Genomic DNA, 19,149 nt, shown 5'->3' with positions numbered 1-19,149 from the left:
ATAAAGATTAAACGCGTTGAACTTTACCAGACTTAAGGGCTCTAGCTGAAACGTACACACGTTTTGGTTTACCGTTCACTAAGATACGTACTTTTTGAACGTTAGCACCCCATTTACGCTTAGTAGCGTTCATTGCGTGAGAACGTGCGTTACCTGAACGAGCTTTTCTACCAGTTACTACACATTTGCGTGCCATGATTTTCCCTCCTAACACCAAAAAAACTACTCAATTCTGTTTTGAGAAATACTATATTAATTTATCACAGCCTTAAAGAGAATGCAATAGTTCTGGAGAAAAGCTTTCAAGAAATTTTCCTTGACATATAAAATGAATCTATGTTCAATAATATAGAGAGTAGAAATAGGTATAACTTGGGCAATTACTTATTTTAAGACAAGTTGATACCCAATACTGTCATCTTTAAAAGGGACAAGCTGGACGCCTCTTTTAAAACGAGATTGATTATAGTAGAATATTTATAACCTATGAAAGTAGAAAGGGGAACGAGTATGTCCATCGAAATGAAAACGAAGTATGGTCAAATTGATATCTCTACAGATGTAATTGCAACAATTGCTGGAGGAGCAGCTGTTGATTGTTACGGGATTGTCGGAATGGCTTCAAAAAATCAGCTTAAAGATGGTCTTACAGAAATTCTTCGCAAAGAAAACTTTACACGAGGTATTGTAGTAAGACAAGAAGAGGATGACGTACATATCGACATGTACATTATCGTAAGCTATGGAACAAAAATTTCTGAAATTGCTCATAATGTGCAAACAAAAGTAAAATACACGCTGGAACAAACGGTTGGTTTAACGGTTGATTCAGTAAATATTTATGTGCAGGGTGTTCGTGTAACGAACGTTTAATTAAGGAGGAAGATTCGTGTCAATGACAACGTTGGACGGAAAGCGGTTTAGAGAAATGGTGCTTCAAGGAGCCCAGCATCTATCTAACAATGCAGACTATGTAGATGCACTGAACGTTTTTCCTGTGCCAGATGGCGATACTGGAACAAATATGAACTTATCAATTACGTCTGGTGCTAAAGAAGTAAAAAATAAACTATCTGATCACATCGGCCAAGTGAGTCAAGCTTTGTCTAAGGGCTTATTGATGGGCGCGCGCGGTAATTCAGGAGTTATTTTATCTCAATTATTCCGCGGTTTTGCGAAATCGGTTGAGCAAAAGTCAGCGATTACAACAGTTGAGTTTGCTGAAGCTCTTGAGCTTGGTGTAGAAACTGCTTATAAAGCTGTTATGAAACCAATTGAAGGAACCATTTTAACAGTAGCTAAGGATACTGCTAAAAAAGCAGCTGCTGCTGCTAAAAAGCAATCTGATATGATTCTGTTCATGGAAGAAGTACTTAAGGAAGCTAATGCTTCGTTAAATCGCACGCCAGATCTTTTACCCGTGTTAAAAGAAGTAGGCGTAGTGGATAGCGGAGGTCAAGGGCTTGTTTTAATTTATGAAGGGTTTTTAGCTGAATTAAAAGGTGAAAAACTTCCGGGTGTACCCATGTCAGCTCCTTCGATGAATGAACTCGTAAATGCTGAGCATCATAAGCATGCGCAAAGCCATATGAATACAGAAGATATTGAATTTGGCTATTGTACAGAATTTATGGTAAGGCTGGAAGAGGATAAGCCTGCAGCTAAAACATTTTCTGAAGAAACGTTTCGTCAAGACTTAAGTAAATGGGGCGACTCATTGCTTGTAGTATCTGATGATGAAATCGTGAAAGTTCATATTCACGCCGAGCATCCTGGAGAAGTGTTAAACTACGGGCAGCAATATGGAAGTTTAATTAAAATGAAGATTGAAAACATGAGAGAACAGCATAGCAGCATTGTTTCAGATGAAGAAAAGCCTGCAGTAAAAAAGGCTGAAAAACAGCCCTTTGGCATTGTTACTGTATCAATGGGAAAAGGAATTGCTGAATTGTTCAAGAGCCTTGGGGCAACGGTTGTCATTGAAGGCGGACAAACAATGAATCCAAGTACGGAGGATATTGTCAAAGCGATTGAAGAAACAAATGCAGAACAGGTACTTATTTTACCTAATAACGGAAATATTGTAATGGCTGCTAACCAAGCGGCTGCTGTTGCGGGCAGTCACGTTTCGGTTGTCCCGTCTAAAACGGTTCCTCAAGGAATGACAGCGCTGCTATCATTTAATCCTCAGCAAAGCTTAAAAGAAAACGAGGAAGCAATGACAGAAGCTCTGCAGCACGTAAAAACAGGGCAAGTAACGTATGCAGTTCGCGATACAAATATTGATGGCCTTGAATTAGCTAAAGGCGATTTTATGGGTATTGCCGAAAAGAAAATCGTCGTAAAAGATTCAGAGAAATTAGAAGCAGCGAAAAAGCTATTGACTTATATGATTGATGACGAAGCGGAAATCCTTACGATTCTTCAAGGAGAGGATGTCTCAGACGATGAAGCTGAAGCGCTAACATCGTTTGTAGAAGAAACGTTTGAAGAAGTTGAGGTAGAGCTTCATAAAGGAGATCAACCTTTATATTCTTACATTTTTGCAATTGAATAACAAAAAAAGAAGCACTCCTCTCAAGGGGCGCTTCTTTTTTGTGTTTTTTAAGTTAAATACGAACTATTTTATTTTTACATGTTGTAATCGTTCGGCATATTAGGTATATTAGTTGAAAAGAACCCGTTTGTATGGTAGTTTTGAAAACTGATTGAGTCAAATGTGAAAGAAAACAGCATGAGAGGAGAGGCAACAGTGGATATTTTAAAAGGAACAGGTTTATTATTATTAGTTTTATTTTTATTTTGGTTGTTTAGCAACAAGGCACCTTATGGCATGAAAGCAATGGGGGCTCTGGCAAGCGGAGCGGTGGCTGCGTTTCTCGTAGAGGCCTTTCAGTCATATGTAGGAGGAGATTTACTAGGTATTTCATTCTTAGGTGAAGTTGGAAAGGCTGCAGGAGGAATGGGAGGAGTTGCAGCAGCTGCACTAGTTGCTTTGGCGTTAGGAGTATCTCCTGTATATGCTCTTATGATGGGCGTGGTGTGTTCAGGACTAGGCTTGCTCCCTGGATTTTTTGCGGGATACCTCATGGCATTTGTAGTGAAATTTATTGAGAAAAAGGCACCTGCTGGTCTAGACTTATTAGGCAATATCTTAATTGCAGCACCTTTAACAAGATTAATTGGTAATGCATTCTCACCTATTGTAGATGCGACGCTTTTAAATATTGGAGGAATTATTAAAGATACAACAAGTGCTAGCCCTATTTTGATGGGAATTATTTTAGGGGGAGTTATTACAGTAGTAGCAACGGCTCCGCTTAGCTCAATGGCTTTAACGGCTATGCTAGGGTTAACGGGATTGCCTATGGCGATTGGAGCTCTTGCTGTATTTGGTTCTTCTTTCATGAACTATGTGCTGTTTGATCGATTAAAAATTGGGGATCGTCGTACAACCATTTCAGTTGCAGTTGAACCTTTAACACAAGCGAATATTATTTCAGCCAATCCAATTCCTATTTACATTACCAACTTTGTTGGAGGGGCGCTAGCGGGTGTAGTTGTGGCTCTGTTCGGATTAGTAAATGATGCTGCAGGCACGGCAACGCCAATCGCAGGACTTGCAGTGATGTTTGGGTTTAATGACCCTATGAAGGTCACAATTTGTGCAGTACTTTGTGCACTAGCGGGAGCATTAGCTGGGTTTATAGGTTCAGTTGTTTTTAAAAACTTTAAAATTAAAACAGTAGACGATGTAGCTTCAGAGCAAGAAGCAGCGTAAGTAATTCATCTTTTCCTGCATAACATAGCAAAAAAAACGGTGTGCTTATCCTATTTTTATGGATAAATACACCGCTTTTTTTGTGCGTGAATCTCTAACAAAAATGAGAATTTTTAAATTTTTTAAGAGCGTGAAACAAAGCTTCCAAAAAGTCAAAAGCTCAAGTAACATATAAGTAATAACAATGTCTAAATAGCAGGGGGAAAATCCTTATGAAATATAAATCTGTCTTTGATATTATTGGTCCGGTAATGATTGGACCATCTAGTTCACATACGGCTGGTGCAGCGCGTATTGGACGCGTTGCCCGAACACTCTTTGGTAAGCAGCCCACAAAAGTTGTGGTTTCATTGTACGGTTCTTTTGCTCAAACGTATAAAGGGCACGGAACAGACGTAGCGTTGATTGGCGGTATTTTAGATTTTGATACATTCGATCAGCGTATTCCGGAGTCTTTGGACTTGGCTAAAAAAGAAGGAATTGACGTCACATTTGTTGAGGAAGCGGCAATCACAGACCATCCGAATACTGCTCGCATCAAAATGAGCGACGGATTAAAGGAAATTGAAGTTGTTGGAATTTCAATTGGCGGAGGAAAAATTCAAATTACGGAGCTTAACGGATTTGAATTAAATTTATCAGGCATGAATCCAGCTATTCTCGTTGTGCATAATGATCGATTTGGTGCCATTGCGACCGTTACAAATATTTTGATGAAACATTCAATTAATATCGGACATATGGAAGTATCTCGCAAAGAGCGCGGCGAAGTAGCGCTTATGGCAATTGAAATGGATACGAATATTGAAGATGATGTAATTGAAGAGTTAAAAACATTGCCTCACATTATTCAAGTAACAAGAATGGTTGAATAGGAAAGGCCTGGGAGAATAAATCGAATAATTATATATGGTTCTAAAGTGAAAATAAGACAGAATAATAGCGGAGGTTACTATGTTTCGAAATGTAGCAGAACTAGTAGAATTAGCAGAAAGTCAAAATGTAAAAATTGCAGAGATTATGATTCAACAGGAAATAGATATCACGGGAGTTACTCGTGAAGAAATCATGGAAAAAATGGACCGGAACTTAACGGTTATGGAAGAAGCGGTTGAACGCGGTTTAAAAGGGGTACAGTCTGTTACAGGTTTAACAGGCGGGGATGCAGTGCTGCTTCAAAACTATATTCAAAGCGGAAAATCTTTATCTGGAAATTTAATTTTAGATGCAGTTAGCAAAGCTGTAGCGACAAACGAAGTAAATGCGGCAATGGGTACAATCTGTGCAACGCCTACTGCTGGATCTGCAGGGGTAGTGCCAGGAACGCTGTTTGCAGTGCAACATAAGCTAAATCCCACTCGTAAAGAAATGATTGAATTTTTATTTACATCAGGTGCTTTTGGGTTTGTTGTAGCCAATAATGCGTCTATTTCAGGAGCAGCAGGCGGATGTCAAGCAGAAGTTGGTTCAGCTTCAGGTATGGCAGCTGCAGCGATCGTTGAAATGGCAGGAGGTACACCTAGTCAGGCAGCTGAAGCAATGGCAATTACTCTCAAAAATATGCTAGGATTAGTATGTGACCCAGTAGCGGGGCTAGTAGAAGTTCCATGTGTGAAACGAAACGCAATGGGAGCGGCGAATGCAATGATTGCAGCAGATATGGCCTTAGCAGGCATTACAAGTCGTATTCCATGTGATGAAGTCATTGATGCTATGTATAAAATTGGTCAAACAATGCCGGTTGCATTACGAGAAACTGCACAAGGAGGCTTAGCGGCAACACCAACAGGTCGCGAGCTTGAAGCGAAGATCTTTGGTATTGCATTAAATAAAAGTGAATGAACTAACAACTATTTCAATTAAAACCATTAAAGGTATTGGAGATGAAACAGCACAAGCATTAGAGGATATGCATATTCACAGTGTGCATGACTTGTTAGAACATTTCCCATACCGCTATGAAGATTATGAGTTAAAAGATTTGGCTGAAGCAAAGCACGACGAAAAGGTCACCGTAGAAGGAAAGGTTCACAGCGTCCCCTCACTTACGTATTACGGAAAAAAACGTTCGCGCCTTACGTTTCGGCTGCTAGTAAACCGCTATTTGATTACGGTTACTTGTTTTAATCGCCCTTACTATAAATCGAAGTTAGAAATCGATCAAACTGTTACGGTTACGGGGAAATGGGATCAGCATCGGCAAACGATTAACTTGCAGGAGCTTCAATTTTCTCCGTTTGTTAAAAATCAAACGATTGAGCCTGTTTACTCAGTTAAAGGCAGCTTAACGGTCAAAGGAATGCGGAAGTTCGTCTCTCTTGCGTTGAAGAATTATGGCAGCAGCATTCAGGATATGCTCCCGGCCTCTATTCGTTCTAGGTACAAACTAGTAACGCGTGAAGAAGCGGTTAGAAGTATTCACTTACCTCGTGATCATGAAGATTTAAAACAAGCGAGACGTCGATTTGTCTATGAAGAATTTCTACTTTTTCAATTAAAAATGCAGGCGCTGAGAAAGCGCGAAAGAGAAGAAACGCCTGGAATGAAGCAAGCATTTGATTCAACTGAGCTGGTAAACTTCACGAACTTGCTGCCGTTTCCGTTAACAAGCGCTCAAAAACGTGTAGTAAACGAAATTACGCACGATATGAAATCGCCTTATCGCATGAATCGCTTGCTGCAAGGTGATGTAGGGTCAGGTAAAACAGTCGTAGCAGCGGTTGCTTTATACGCCACTGTTTTAGCGGGACATCAAGGTGCTTTAATGGTACCGACTGAAATTTTAGCTGAACAGCATGCAGAGTCATTAACTGCGATGCTTGAAAAGGTAGGCATCAGCGTAGGCTTGCTAACAGGGTCTGTTAAAGGAAAAGCAAGAAGAGAGCTGCTTCAGCGAGTGAGAGACGGAGATGTTCATGTATTAGTAGGTACACATGCCTTAATTCAAGACGAAGTTATATATAATAGTTTAGGGCTCGTCATTACGGATGAACAGCACCGCTTTGGAGTTGGACAGCGCCGGGTTTTACGTGAAAAAGGAGAAAGTCCGGATGTACTGTTTATGACGGCGACTCCTATTCCAAGAACCCTTGCTATTACGGTGTTTGGAGAAATGGATGTGTCCATTATTGATGAAATGCCAGCAGGACGTAAGGCTATTGAAACGTACTGGGTAAAACATGATATGCTTGAACGTATTTTACATTTCGTTGAAAAAGAAATACACGATGGCAGACAAGCTTATGTTATTTGTCCATTGATTGAAGAATCGGACAAGCTGGATGTTCAAAATGCAATTGATGTGCATGCAACACTCACTCACTATTTTAATGGAAAAGCAAGCGTTGGTCTCATGCACGGAAGATTGTCACCTGATGAAAAAGAAGAAGTGATGAAACAGTTTAGCGTAAATGACGTGCAGATTTTAGTATCCACAACGGTTGTAGAAGTAGGAGTGAACGTTCCGAATGCAACCGTGATGGTCATTTATGATGCAGAGCGCTTTGGGTTATCTCAGCTTCATCAGCTAAGAGGACGCGTAGGACGAGGAGATGCACAGTCGTATTGTATTCTGCTCGCGGATCCCAAATCAGAAGTTGGAAAAGAACGAATGACCATCATGACGGAAACAAACGATGGATTTGTATTATCAGAAAGAGACCTAGAGCTTCGTGGGCCTGGTGATTTCTTTGGTAGAAAGCAAAGCGGGATGCCTGAGTTTAAAGTAGCAGACATGGTGCACGATTACCGTGCGCTTGAAGTAGCTCGAGAAGATGCTGCTAAGCTTGTAAATTCCGACAGCTTTTGGACAGAAGATCAGTTTGCACTGCTGAGAATACAATTAGAAGCAACGGGCGTATTAACTGGAGAAAAATTTGATTAGTAAAAGAGGCTGAAAGTAGTTTAGTTGAAGGGAAATCCGAACGATGAATCGAGATTCTTGATGAAGAATCCAACTCGTTCGGATTTTTTCATTGGTAGGGTGAACGTCGGTTTCATGTATGTAGATACTTTTAGCGGCTGTTAATAGTCATGAATATCCATAGTGTGATTCACAGAATACAGCATGTGAAAAATGTTGCAATTAGAAGGCAATGATTATATACTGCTATTAGTACCTAGTATTAAAAGTTCGGATGGTGGACAATGAAGCGCAGTAAAAAAGAAAGACAGCAGCTATTAAAAACGACAATTGAAGAAAACCCATTTATTACGGATGAAGAACTAGCAGACCGTTTTTCAGTGAGCGTTCAAACAATTCGATTAGACCGCCTAGAGTTGTCGATTCCTGAACTGCGAGAACGTATTAAGCATGTAGCTTCAAAACAACTAGACGAGGAAGTGCGTTCGCTTCCGATTGAAGAAGTAATTGGAGAAGTTATCGACATTGAACTAGATCAATCAGCGATATCTATTTTTGATGTGAAAACAGAGCATGTGTTTCAGCGTAATCAAATTGCTCGTGGTCACCACCTTTTTGCGCAAGCTAATTCGTTAGCTGTCGCTGTTATTAACAACGAACTAGCGCTCACAGCAGATGCGTCGATCCGTTATCATCGCCCTGTGAAGCTTCATGAGCGAGTGATAGCAAAAGCGAAAGTTCTGTCAACTAGTGAAGTGCGAACCACCGTTGAGGTAAACAGCTATGTAGGGCAAGAGCAAGTGTTCTCTGGCACTTTTAAAATGTATCGTTCTACAAAGGATAAATAATAAAAAGGATGAGACCCAACATGAAACTAGCTATTGATGCAATGGGCGGAGATCATGCACCGAAAGCCATTATTGAAGGTGTAGAAAAAGCTACTGCTCAATTTAAAAAATTACATATTACGTTAATTGGAAACGAATCAGAAATAAAAAAGCATTTAACAAATTCAGATCGTATTTCAATTATTCATACAGAAGAAACCATTGATGCAACTGATGAGCCAGTGCGAGCTGTGCGCCGTAAAAAACAAGCATCTATGGTATTAATGGCAAATGAAGTAGCCGAAGGTCGTGCTGATGCTTGTATTTCAGCAGGAAACACAGGTGCGTTAATGACAGCGGGACTTTTTATTGTAGGTCGCATCAAAGGCATTGAACGTCCAGCACTTGCTCCGACGCTTCCGACACTAGATGGAAAAGGCTTTTTAATGCTAGACGTTGGTGCAAACGTTGATGCCAAGCCTGAACATTTGCTCCAGTACGCTGTGATGGGGTCGGTGTATGCCGAAAAAGTACGCGGCATTCAAGCTCCTAGAGTGGGACTGTTGAACATTGGAACTGAAGATAAAAAAGGAAATGACTTAACCAAACAAGCTTTTCAGCTACTAAAAAACGCTGATCTCAATTTTGTAGGCAACGTGGAATCTCGTGATTTGCTAAACGGCGTAGCCGATGTGGTTGTAACAGATGGTTTTACAGGAAATATGACTCTTAAGAGCATTGAGGGAACGGCGCTTTCCTTGTTTTCAATGATTAAACAAGAATTAATGAGCACGTTAAAAAGCAAGTTAGCCGCAGCGGTACTCAAGCCTCAACTGCAGGGTTTAAAAGCGAAAATGGATTACAGTGAATATGGAGGAGCAGGGCTGTTTGGATTGCATGCGCCTGTTATCAAAGCGCACGGTTCGTCGGATGCGAATGCAGTATTTAGCGCGATTAAGCAAGCTGTGAATATGGTGGAAAACAATGTGTCTTCCACTATTCAAAAAGCAATCGAACAAACTGCTAATGAAGAAAAGGAGAGATAAGAAATGGGGAAAATTGCTTTTATCTTTCCAGGCCAAGGGTCACAAACTGTTGGTATGGGAAAAGATTTATATGATGAAACAGAGGAAGCAAAAAAGCTGATTCATACAGCTGACGAAGCTTTAGGGTTCAGTCTTTCAAACATTATTTTTGAAGGGCCTCAAGAAGAATTGACTTTAACTTATCACGCTCAACCTGCTCTTTTAACAACGAGTACAATGCTGCTTGAAGCGTTTAAAACGAGCGGAATTACACCCGATTTTGTTGCGGGTCACAGTCTAGGAGAATACAGTGCGCTTGTGGCTGCTGAGGTTTTATCGTTTAAAGATGCTGTTGTGGCTGTTCACAAAAGAGGTCGCTATATGGACGAAGCTGTACCAGCAGGTCAAGGTACAATGGCAGCAGTGCTTGGCATGTCTGCGGAAGATCTAGAAGCCGTTACCGCTCAAATTACAAACGAAGGCGACGCTGTTCAGCTTGCAAATATTAACTGTCCGGGTCAAATTGTTATTTCAGGTACGGTAAATGGCGTAGAAAAAGCAGGAGCTCTTGCCAAAGAAAAAGGTGCAAAACGCGTGATTCCTCTAGTGGTAAGCGGTCCGTTTCACTCTAGTTTAATGAAGCCAGCTGCTGAAAAATTACGTGATACGCTAGAAACAGTGGGCTTTAGCGATGCGAAAGTTCCAGTAGTAGCAAACGTAACAGCAAAGCCGGTTACTGACAGTCAAGATATTCAAAACAAGCTAGTGGAACAACTGTATTCTCCAGTGAGATGGGAAGAAACAGTTGAGACACTTCTTGCAGAAGGTGTAGATACATTTGTTGAAATTGGACCAGGAAAAGTATTATCAGGTCTTGTGAAAAAAGTAAATCGCCGTGCGGCTGTTTACGCTGTTAATGATCTTACATCATTAAAATCAACGATTGACGCACTAAAAGGGGGAGAATAAAATGTTACAAGGGAAAGTTGCAGTTGTAACAGGCGCTTCTCGCGGAATTGGTCGTGCCGTTGCAATTGAGCTGGGAAAGCTTGGTGCTAAAGTAGTTGTAAACTATTCTGGAAGCGAAGCGAAAGCTCTTGAAGTTGTGGATGAAATTAAAGGACTAGGAACGGATGCAATTGCTGTACAAGCAAATGTGGCAGAAAGTGATTCTGTACAAGCAATGATAAAAGAAGCGATTTCTACATTTGGTTCAGTAGATATTTTAGTAAACAATGCGGGCATCACACGTGATAATCTTCTTATGCGTATGAAAGAAGACGAATGGGATGATGTTATTAATACAAACTTAAAAGGCGTGTTTTTGTGTACAAAAGCGGTTACTCGTCAAATGATGAAGCAGCGCGCAGGACGCATCATTAACATTTCATCAATTGTCGGCGTCAGCGGTAATGCTGGACAAGCAAATTATGTAGCAGCAAAATCAGGCGTGATTGGTTTAACAAAAACAACTGCCAAAGAATTAGCAAGCCGCAATATTACAGTGAATGCAGTTGCTCCAGGTTTCATTGCAACAGACATGACGGATAAATTGAATGAAGAAGTTCAGGCGGAAATGTTAAAGCAAATTCCTCTTGCAAGCTTTGGCCAGCCTGAGGATGTTGCGAACGCAGTTGCGTTTTTAGCATCAGATGCAAGCCGTTATATTACGGGTCAAACGATTCACGTTGACGGCGGAATGGTGATGTAAAAAAGGCACTTTACGAAAAGTGCAATTTGGTGATAAAGTACAAAGGGACGTTTACTAGGCGACCGATAAACTTTATTATTCAACCATAGTATTTTAGATGGAAATCATCTATAATGACTTGAGGGGAGGTGAAGAACAATGGCAGAGGTACTAGAACGCGTAACAACAATCATTGTTGATCGTCTTGGTGTAGACAAAAGTGAAGTGAAACTAGAATCTAGTTTCAAAGAAGACTTAGGTGCTGACTCTCTAGACGTAGTTGAATTTGTAATGGAGCTTGAAGAGGAATTCGATATTGAAATTTCTGACGAAGAAGCTGAAAAAATTTCAACTGTAGGAGATGCAGTTAATTACATACAGAGCCAAATTTAATCTGTAGTATATGTATGAAAAGCCCCGTTAAACAGCGGGGCTTTCTCTTCTTTTTAAGAATTTCAAAAAAAGACCTCTTTTTTTTGAAAAGGTAGTGTATCTTTTAGGATACCTCGTTTTATAATGAGAGATGGTAGGGAAAAACTACGAAACAATTGAAGCAGGTAAGCGGAGGTATTTTATGCCTAAACAATATTCAAATCGAGATCGAAAGATGAACGTGAAATTCAAGCAAAATTTTGCCGAGTTTCAAAAGGAAATTGGTATTCAGTTTACAAATGAAGCGCTTCTTTTTCAAGCATTTACACATTCATCCTATGTGAATGAGCATCGCAGAAGACCGTATGAAGACAACGAGCGTCTTGAGTTTTTAGGAGATGCCGTATTAGAGCTAACCGTATCACAATTTTTATTTAAAAAGTATCCAACGATGAGTGAAGGTGAGTTAACGAAGCTTCGTGCAGCAGTTGTGTGTGAACCGTCGCTTGTTACTTTTGCAAATGAAATGGATTTTGGTAAACTAGTGTTACTTGGAAAAGGTGAAGAGATGACGGGCGGCCGATCTAGACCGGCTTTACTGGCCGATGTGTTTGAAGCATTTATCGGAGCTCTTTATTTAGACCAAGGGCTTGATACGGTAGTAACGATTCTAAAAAAAGTTGTCTTTCCGAAAATTAATGAAGGTGCTTTTTCTCATGTGATGGATTTCAAAAGCCAGCTTCAAGAAGTGATTCAACGTGATGGAGTTGGACAATTAGAATACAAAGTTTTGCAAGAAAAAGGTCCAGCGCATAATCGCGAATTCTTATCTCGCGTATCGTTAAATGGTGAAGAGCTCGGCGTTGGTGTAGGCCGTTCGAAAAAAGAAGCAGAGCAAAAAGCAGCTCAAGTAGCTATTACGAAAATTAGAGCAAGTCAAACGAAATAAAATGATCCCCCTCTTAACGCATTCGTTATAAAGGGGGATTTGCTATGAAAAGATTACATGTGTGAGGGGGGATTTCTATGTTCCTCAAACGATTAGATATTGCAGGGTTCAAATCGTTTGCAGAAAAAGTATCGATAGATTTTGTGCCAGGTGTAACGGCGGTAGTAGGACCGAATGGGAGCGGAAAAAGCAACATTACGGATGCTATACGCTGGGTGCTTGGAGAACAGTCAGCCAAATCGCTTCGTGGAGGGAAAATGGAGGACATTATTTTTGCAGGAAGCGAATCACGCCGTGCGGTAAACGTGGCTGACGTAACGCTGACTTTGGAAAATGATGACCAGTTTCTCCCGCTTGATTATCATGAAGTTAGTATTACAAGGCGCGTGTACCGCTCAGGAGACAGTGAATTTTTTATTAACAACCAGCCGTGCCGTTTAAAAGATATTGTCGATTTATTTATGGACTCAGGACTTGGAAGAGAAGCTTTTTCGATTATCAGTCAAGGAAAAGTAGAAGAAGTACTAAGCAGTAAATCTGACGAGCGCCGTAAAATTTTTGAAGAAGCAGCAGGTGTATTAAAATACAAAACGCGTAAACGAAAAGCGGAGCTTCGGCTTCTCGAAACGCAAGAAAATTTAAATCGAGTAGTAGATATTCTTCATGAAATTGAAGGTCAGTTAGAGCCTTTACAGATTCAATCGTCTATTGCAAAAGATTATTTGCAGAAAAAAGAAGAATTAGAGCACATTGATGTGGCTGTTACGGTATTTGAAGTTGAAGATCTTCATCAGAAATGGGAAAAATTAAAAGCTGAAATGGCTCAGCACGAGCAGCTTGAAGAATCTCTCGCGACCAATATTCGCACGCGTGAAGGAGAAATCCAGACCCTTCGTTCGCATATTCAGCAAATTGATGAACAGCTAGACTCTTTACATAAAAAACTACTATATGTAAGTGAAGAAGTAGAAAAGCTAGAAGGCAAAAAAGAAGTATTAAAAGAGCGTAAGAAAAATGCTTTTCAAAATAAAGAGCAGCTGGAACGTTTAGTAAAAGAGTATACTCATAAGCATCAAGAGCTAAGTAAAGCAAAAGACAGCGAAGGAAAAGATCTTGAGCAATCTCAAAAAGAAGTGCAAGAGATACGTCTGAAGCTTACTGAGCAGGAACAGTTGTTCAGGCAGTACAGTGAGAATCTAGAAGAAAAACTGGAACAGATGAAAAGCGAATATTTTGAATTAGCGAACGCTCAAACATCCGCTCGAAATGAAATTTCATTTTTAGAGCAGCAAAAAATGCAAACGTTTGAAAAAGAGCAGCGCTTAACAAAATCCAACGAGCAATACGTCGAACAGCGCCGTGAATTAGCGCAGCGAAAAGAAGCGGCGATCAAAAGGCTCGCTCAGTTTCGTCAAGAGCTTCAGCAGGCTGTACAAGTGTATAAGCAGCAAGGAGAGAAGCTTGAGTCATTAAGGCAAGCCTATCGTAAACAAGAGTCTACGCTTTATCAAGCTTATCAGTACGTGCAACAGACAAAATCACGAAAAGAAATGCTTGAAGAGATGCAAGAAGACTATGAAGGTTATTTTCACGGTGTAAAAGAAGTATTAAAAGCGCGTGATGGGAAGCTTGCAGGTATTAAAGGTGCCATTGCTGAGCTAATTAATGTCCCAAAAGAGTATGAAACAGCGCTTGAAATTGCGCTTGGAGGAGCAGCTCAGCACATTGTCGTTCAAGACGAACAAAGTGCCCGTCAGGCAATTGGCTTTTTGAAACAAAACGGTTACGGAAGAGCTACATTTTTACCACTGACGTCTGTAAAAGACCGTTATGTTCCGGCTCAAACTATTTCTATGCTAGAGAGTCACGAAGCGTATGTAGGAATCGCTTCATCTCTTGTTAAATACGAAGCTACTTACGACCGAGTTATTAAAAATTTGCTTGGAACCGTTATTGTTGTCAATGATTTAAAAGGCGCGAATGAACTTGCCCGCCTTGTGCAGCATCGCTATCGTTTTGTGACCGTTAAAGGGGATGTGGTCAACCCCGGTGGTTCGATGACAGGCGGTTCAATGAAGCAAAAGTCCAACTCTTTGTTAGGCCGTCAGCGTGAAGTGGAAGCCATTACGGCAAAAATAGAAGAGATGGAACAAAAGACGCTTGTGCTCGAGCAAGATGTGAAAGATAAAAAGTCACAGATTGAAGAGCTTCAACAGGAAATTAATAAACAGCAGGCATTTGTGGAACGCTTGAAAGACAAAGAGCAGGAATCTGACCGAGAAGTAAAGCAAATTGACATCGAAGAAAAAGCAGTGAATGACCGCTTAACCATGTATGATCATGATATTGCTAGCTTTAGACAAGATCAAACAAGCTTGTCCGCTCGAATTGATGAGCTGCATACGAGTTTGCAGGGAAATCAGCAGCAGGCAAATGTATTAGAGAAAAACATTGAAGAGTTAGCTGCACGCAAGCATACACAGCAAACGTCTAAAGAAACGGTTCAACATGAGCTTACAGAAGTAAAAGTGCTTCTTGCGAAAAAAGAACAGTTCCTCACAAATCAGCAAGAAAAATACGAAAGAGTGTGCTTTGAGCTTGATCAAACCATTCAGCGTTTGTCTGAAGCTACAGATGATCTTTCTCTTTTAACGAGTGAAATCACGAGCAACGACTCGGGTGAACTTCAGCTCGAAGAAGCGGCGCATGAGCGAATAAAAGAAAAGACAGAAACGTTACAATTAATGGATGACTGCAGATCAGAGCGGTTGAAAGCCCAGAATAAGCTTGAAGACGAAGAAAGGGTTGTAAAAGAGCTCCAGCGTCAGTACAAACAAATTACGGATGCTTTAAAAGATGAAGAAGTCAAAATCAATCGAATTGACGTAGAGCTAGACAGCCGTCTCCAGCAGCTGACAGAAGAGTACGAAATTAGCTTTGAAGCAGCAAAAGAAAAGTATCCTTTAACATTAGATATTCAAGAAGCAAGGAAAAAAATCAAGCTCATTAAGCTGGCAATTGATGAATTAGGAACCGTAAACTTAGGTTCTATCGAACAATACGAACGCGTTTCAGAACGCTATGAATTTTTAAATACGCAGCGAGCTGACCTCGACGAAGCGAAAAATACCCTGTATCAAGTGATTGAAGAAATGGACGAGGAAATGAAGAAACGTTTTTCTGATACGTTCTCTCGTATCCGCAATGAATTTGGTACAGTGTTCTCTTCACTATTCGGAGGAGGAAAAGCGGATTTGAAATTAACAGATCCGAAAGATTTATTAAATACAGGAGTGGAAATTGTTGCCCAGCCTCCTGGGAAAAAACTGCAGAATCTAGGGTTGCTGTCAGGCGGCGAGCGTTCGTTAACAGCCATTGCCCTCCTGTTTTCTATTTTGAAAGTACGTCCGGTGCCGTTTTGTGTGCTAGATGAAGTGGAAGCGGCGCTTGATGAAGCGAACGTTCATCGCTTCGCTACGTATCTACGCAAATTTAGTAATCAAACACAGTTCATTGTTATTACTCACCGAAAAGGTACAATGGAAGAAGCTGACGTACTGTACGGTGTGACAATGCAAGAATCTGGCGTATCGAAATTAGTCTCTGTTCGTTTAGAAGAATCAAAGCAATATGTTTAACTCATAGAATGAAAGGGTGGTACGAATGAGCTTTTTTAAGAAATTAAAAGAAAAAATTACAATGCAAACGGATTCTGTTACACAAAAATTTAAAGATGGACTATCAAAAACACGCAATTCTTTTTCGGAACGTGTGAATGATCTAGTGTCTCGCTATCGTCAAGTAGACGAAGAGTTTTTTGAGGAATTAGAGGAAATTTTAATTAGCGCTGATGTCGGCGTGGCTACCGTGTTGGATTTAATTGATGACTTAAAATCGGAAGTGAAACGCCGTAATATTAAGGACCCTCAAGATGTACAGGCTGTCATCTCTGAGAAATTAATTGATATTTATGAATCTGGTGAAGAGCAGATTGGTGAATTAAATATGCAGCAAAATGATTTAACGGTTATTTTGTTTGTAGGGGTAAACGGCGTTGGGAAAACAACAACAATTGGGAAAATTGCACATAAATTCAAACAAGAAGGCAAAAAAGTCGTAATGGCGGCAGGAGATACGTTCCGTGCTGGTGCGATTGAGCAGTTAGAAGTATGGGGAGAACGCGTTGGTGTTGATGTTATTAAGCAATCTGCAGGCTCTGACCCTGCCGCTGTCATGTATGACGCTGTTCAGTCAGCCAAGGCTCGAAAAGCAGATGTTTTATTATGTGATACAGCAGGTCGCCTTCAAAACAAAGTGAATTTAATGAAAGAATTAGAGAAAGTAAAGCGTGTTATTGAGCGAGAAATTCCTGGTGCTCCGCATGAAGTGCTTCTCGTACTTGATGCGACGACGGGTCAAAACGCTTTAAGTCAGGCTAAAACATTCTCAGAAGCAACGAACGTGACTGGAATTGTGTTAACAAAACTAGATGGTACGGCTAAAGGCGGGATTGTTCTTGCCATTCGAAACGAACTGAAGCTTCCTGTTAAATTCGTTGGACTTGGAGAAAAAGTAGACGACCTTCAGCCGTTTGACACGGAGCAATATATCTATGGGTTATTTGCCAATGCTGTAGAAGAAGAAACAGAAAAAGAGGCGTAATCTAAAAAGAGGCTGGGATAAAAGTATCTTCGTTGAAGGAAGATCCGAACGATTAATCGTTCGGATCTTTTTATTAGTAGGGTGGACGCAGGTTTCATATTTAGTCGTCTTTAAATTGAAGTAATTTAGTTATGTTTCCATCTCTTTTAAGTGGAAAAATGTGAGGTGTTAAGGAAAAAACTTGACATTCAAACCTCGCCTAGTTAAACTAATAACATGTAAAGGCTTTTCACTTAACAAGGGGGCGGTCAGATGGTTGAAAAGAGCGTGCATATGCTCGAGAAAACAACAAGAATGAATTACTTATTTGACTTCTATCAGGCGCTGTTGACGCCCAAACAAAGAAGTTATATGTCACTTTATTACTTGGATGATTATTCCCTCGGTGAAATAGCGGAAGAATTTGATGTGAGTCGTCAAGCAGTTTATGATAATATAAAACGTACAGAGCAAATGCTTGAACAATATGAGGAAAAGCTATTGTTATTTCAACGGTTTCAAGAGCGTCAATCAATTGTTCAACAACTGAAAGACGAACTTGCAGCCGACTTACACAAGAACAGTAAGCTTTCTTCTCTTCTTGATTCGCTCGAGAAATTAGATTAGGGGGCGGCGTATATGGCATTTGAAGGATTAGCCGACCGTTTGCAAAGCACACTGCAAAAGTTAAAAGGAAAAGGAAAAGTTAACGAAGCTGATGTTAAAGAAATGATGCGTGAAGTTAGACTTGCCCTTTTAGAAGCCGATGTAAACTTTAAAGTAGTAAAAGACTTTGTTAAGCGCGTAAGCGAACGTGCTGTAGGTCAAGACGTTCTTAAGAGCTTAACGCCTGGACAGCAAGTTATTAAGGTTGTACAAGAAGAATTAACTGCACTTATGGGCGGAGAGCAAAGCAAGATTGCAGTAGCTCCAAAAGCTCCAACTGTAATTATGATGGTTGGACTTCAAGGTGCAGGTAAAACAACAACAACTGGTAAACTTGCCAATTTATTACGTAAAAAATATAACCGTAATCCATTGCTTGTAGCAGCAGATATTTATCGTCCGGCAGCTATTAAACAGCTTGAAACACTAGGGAAACAGCTTAGCATGTCTGTTTTTTCATTAGGTGATCAAGTAAGTCCTGTGGAGATTGCGAAACAAGCTATTGCTCATGCGAAAGAAGAGCATCACGATTATGTATTAATTGATACAGCGGGACGTTTGCATGTTGATGAAAATCTAATGGAGGAGTTAGAACAGATCAAAGAGCTTTCTAACCCAGACGAAATTTTCCTTGTTGTCGATGCGATGACGGGTCAAGATGCAGTAAACGTTGCGGATAGCTTTAATAAGCAATTAGGATTAACTGGCGTTGTATTAACGAAACTAGACGGCGATACGCGCGGTGGTGCAGCGCTTTCTATTCGTGCAGTAACTGATACACCAATTAAGTTTGTCGGTCTTGGAGAAAAGATGGATGCTATTGAAGCATTCCACCCAGAGCGTATGGCTTCCCGTATCTTAGGTATGGGTGATGTGCTGACGCTTATCGAAAAGGCTCAGGCAAATGTAGATGCTGAAAAGGCAAAAGAGCTTGAAGCTAAGCTGCGCACGCAGTCATTTACATTTGATGACTTTTTAGATCAACTTGCTCAGGTGCGTCAAATGGGACCGCTTGATGAGCTAATTGGTATGCTTCCGGGCGCCAATAAAGTAAAGGGGCTCAAAAACCTGCAGGTTGATGAAAAGCAAATTAATCATGTAGAAGCAATTATTCGTTCGATGACGAAAGCGGAAAAAACAAACCCTGAAATCATTAATTCAAGTCGAAGAAAGCGTATTGCAAAAGGAAGCGGACGTTCTGTACAAGAAGTCAATCGTTTGCTTAAACAATTTGAAGACATGAAAAAAATGATGAAACAAATGACAAATATGTCAAAAGGCAAGAAAAAGGGTATGAAACTTCCATTCTTTTCATGATAAAATGCTTGATTTGAAC

The 19,149-nt window shown here is 40.4% G+C and carries 17 protein-coding genes; 16 read left to right on the top strand and 1 reads right to left on the bottom strand.

The features are described 5' to 3' along the window. Positions 1-7: 7 nt before the first annotated feature. Positions 8-196, bottom strand: a complete 189-nt coding sequence (rpmB, locus tag CEQ83_RS20465; protein ID WP_013058914.1) for a 50S ribosomal protein L28 — start codon at positions 194-196, stop codon at positions 8-10. A gap of 314 nt (positions 197-510) precedes the next feature. On the opposite strand from rpmB, the gene CEQ83_RS20460 reads away from it, so the two are divergent. From CEQ83_RS20460 to ffh, 16 genes are all read left to right on the top strand, one after another. Next, positions 511-873 carry an Asp23/Gls24 family envelope stress response protein gene (locus CEQ83_RS20460; RefSeq protein ID WP_013058913.1) on the top strand — a complete coding sequence of 121 codons (363 nt, stop codon included), beginning with the start codon at positions 511-513 and terminating at the stop codon, positions 871-873. A 16-nt stretch (positions 874-889) separates the two neighbouring features. Then, positions 890-2,557, top strand: a complete 1,668-nt coding sequence (locus CEQ83_RS20455; protein WP_154973138.1) for a DAK2 domain-containing protein — start codon at positions 890-892, stop codon at positions 2,555-2,557. 195 nt (positions 2,558-2,752) lie between these two features. Next, complete coding sequence (locus tag CEQ83_RS20450) at positions 2,753-3,781, top strand: PTS sugar transporter subunit IIC (RefSeq protein WP_016765419.1); 1,029 nt, start codon at positions 2,753-2,755, stop codon at positions 3,779-3,781. 212 nt (positions 3,782-3,993) lie between these two features. Beyond that, positions 3,994-4,656: an L-serine ammonia-lyase, iron-sulfur-dependent subunit beta gene (gene sdaAB / locus CEQ83_RS20445; RefSeq protein ID WP_028411448.1), complete on the top strand. Its 663-nt coding sequence runs from the start codon at positions 3,994-3,996 to the stop codon at positions 4,654-4,656. Between the two features lie 79 nt (positions 4,657-4,735). Continuing rightward, positions 4,736-5,623 (top strand): L-serine ammonia-lyase, iron-sulfur-dependent, subunit alpha, encoded by an 888-nt coding sequence (sdaAA, locus tag CEQ83_RS20440; protein WP_013084817.1) that lies wholly within the window; start codon positions 4,736-4,738, stop codon positions 5,621-5,623. Continuing rightward, positions 5,616-7,664: an ATP-dependent DNA helicase RecG gene (gene recG, locus CEQ83_RS20435; protein WP_154973139.1), complete on the top strand. Its 2,049-nt coding sequence runs from the start codon at positions 5,616-5,618 to the stop codon at positions 7,662-7,664. The genes sdaAA and recG overlap by 8 nt, the downstream gene beginning before the upstream one ends. A 263-nt stretch (positions 7,665-7,927) precedes the next feature. Then, positions 7,928-8,491 carry a transcription factor FapR gene (gene fapR, locus CEQ83_RS20430; protein ID WP_013058909.1) on the top strand — a complete coding sequence of 188 codons (564 nt, stop codon included), beginning with the start codon at positions 7,928-7,930 and terminating at the stop codon, positions 8,489-8,491. A gap of 20 nt (positions 8,492-8,511) precedes the next feature. Next, on the top strand, positions 8,512-9,516 hold the full coding sequence (gene plsX, locus CEQ83_RS20425; protein ID WP_155017486.1) for a phosphate acyltransferase PlsX: 1,005 nt from the start codon (positions 8,512-8,514) through the stop codon (positions 9,514-9,516). A 3-nt stretch (positions 9,517-9,519) separates the two neighbouring features. Then, complete coding sequence (fabD, locus tag CEQ83_RS20420) at positions 9,520-10,464, top strand: ACP S-malonyltransferase (protein WP_028411445.1); 945 nt, start codon at positions 9,520-9,522, stop codon at positions 10,462-10,464. Position 10,465: 1 nt separating this feature from the next. Continuing rightward, positions 10,466-11,206 (top strand): 3-oxoacyl-[acyl-carrier-protein] reductase, encoded by a 741-nt coding sequence (gene fabG / locus CEQ83_RS20415; protein WP_013058906.1) that lies wholly within the window; start codon positions 10,466-10,468, stop codon positions 11,204-11,206. Between the two features lie 138 nt (positions 11,207-11,344). Then, positions 11,345-11,578 carry an acyl carrier protein gene (gene acpP, locus CEQ83_RS20410; protein WP_013058905.1) on the top strand — a complete coding sequence of 78 codons (234 nt, stop codon included), beginning with the start codon at positions 11,345-11,347 and terminating at the stop codon, positions 11,576-11,578. A 181-nt stretch (positions 11,579-11,759) separates the two neighbouring features. After that, entirely contained in the window at positions 11,760-12,506 is a 747-nt protein-coding gene (gene rnc / locus CEQ83_RS20405) for a ribonuclease III (RefSeq protein ID WP_013058904.1), read from the top strand. Positions 12,507-12,583: 77 nt separating this feature from the next. Next, positions 12,584-16,144 (top strand): chromosome segregation protein SMC, encoded by a 3,561-nt coding sequence (gene smc, locus CEQ83_RS20400; protein WP_063248577.1) that lies wholly within the window; start codon positions 12,584-12,586, stop codon positions 16,142-16,144. A 25-nt stretch (positions 16,145-16,169) separates the two neighbouring features. Beyond that, positions 16,170-17,168 (top strand): signal recognition particle-docking protein FtsY, encoded by a 999-nt coding sequence (ftsY, locus tag CEQ83_RS20395; RefSeq protein ID WP_013058902.1) that lies wholly within the window; start codon positions 16,170-16,172, stop codon positions 17,166-17,168. Between the two features lie 273 nt (positions 17,169-17,441). Beyond that, positions 17,442-17,774 (top strand): putative DNA-binding protein, encoded by a 333-nt coding sequence (locus tag CEQ83_RS20390; protein WP_025750337.1) that lies wholly within the window; start codon positions 17,442-17,444, stop codon positions 17,772-17,774. A gap of 12 nt (positions 17,775-17,786) precedes the next feature. Beyond that, positions 17,787-19,130, top strand: a complete 1,344-nt coding sequence (gene ffh, locus CEQ83_RS20385; RefSeq protein WP_028411443.1) for a signal recognition particle protein — start codon at positions 17,787-17,789, stop codon at positions 19,128-19,130. Positions 19,131-19,149: the final 19 nt, after the last annotated feature.

Origin of the sequence: Priestia megaterium (assembly GCF_009497655.1) — a bacterium.
Lineage (GTDB): Bacteria > Bacillota > Bacilli > Bacillales > Bacillaceae_H > Priestia > Priestia zanthoxyli.
Note: the sequence above shows the minus strand (reverse complement) of the source record. Positions and strands in the feature narration are given on the sequence as shown.

What these genes read in the sequence shown, in the direction of transcription:
- smc (WP_063248577.1), top strand. Translation starts at nt 12,584, where the DNA reads ATGTTCCTCAAACGATTAGATATTGCAGGGTTCAAATCGTTTGCAGAA.
- sdaAB (WP_028411448.1), top strand. Translation starts at nt 3,994, where the DNA reads ATGAAATATAAATCTGTCTTTGATATTATTGGTCCGGTAATGATTGGA.
- sdaAA (WP_013084817.1), top strand. Translation starts at nt 4,736, where the DNA reads ATGTTTCGAAATGTAGCAGAACTAGTAGAATTAGCAGAAAGTCAAAAT.
- rpmB (WP_013058914.1), bottom strand. Translation starts at nt 196, where the DNA reads ATGGCACGCAAATGTGTAGTAACTGGTAGAAAAGCTCGTTCAGGTAAC.
- fabG (WP_013058906.1), top strand. Translation starts at nt 10,466, where the DNA reads ATGTTACAAGGGAAAGTTGCAGTTGTAACAGGCGCTTCTCGCGGAATT.
- plsX (WP_155017486.1), top strand. Translation starts at nt 8,512, where the DNA reads ATGAAACTAGCTATTGATGCAATGGGCGGAGATCATGCACCGAAAGCC.
- acpP (WP_013058905.1), top strand. Translation starts at nt 11,345, where the DNA reads ATGGCAGAGGTACTAGAACGCGTAACAACAATCATTGTTGATCGTCTT.
- CEQ83_RS20390 (WP_025750337.1), top strand. Translation starts at nt 17,442, where the DNA reads ATGCTCGAGAAAACAACAAGAATGAATTACTTATTTGACTTCTATCAG.
- rnc (WP_013058904.1), top strand. Translation starts at nt 11,760, where the DNA reads ATGCCTAAACAATATTCAAATCGAGATCGAAAGATGAACGTGAAATTC.
- fapR (WP_013058909.1), top strand. Translation starts at nt 7,928, where the DNA reads ATGAAGCGCAGTAAAAAAGAAAGACAGCAGCTATTAAAAACGACAATT.
- ftsY (WP_013058902.1), top strand. Translation starts at nt 16,170, where the DNA reads ATGAGCTTTTTTAAGAAATTAAAAGAAAAAATTACAATGCAAACGGAT.
- CEQ83_RS20460 (WP_013058913.1), top strand. Translation starts at nt 511, where the DNA reads ATGTCCATCGAAATGAAAACGAAGTATGGTCAAATTGATATCTCTACA.
- fabD (WP_028411445.1), top strand. Translation starts at nt 9,520, where the DNA reads ATGGGGAAAATTGCTTTTATCTTTCCAGGCCAAGGGTCACAAACTGTT.
- ffh (WP_028411443.1), top strand. Translation starts at nt 17,787, where the DNA reads ATGGCATTTGAAGGATTAGCCGACCGTTTGCAAAGCACACTGCAAAAG.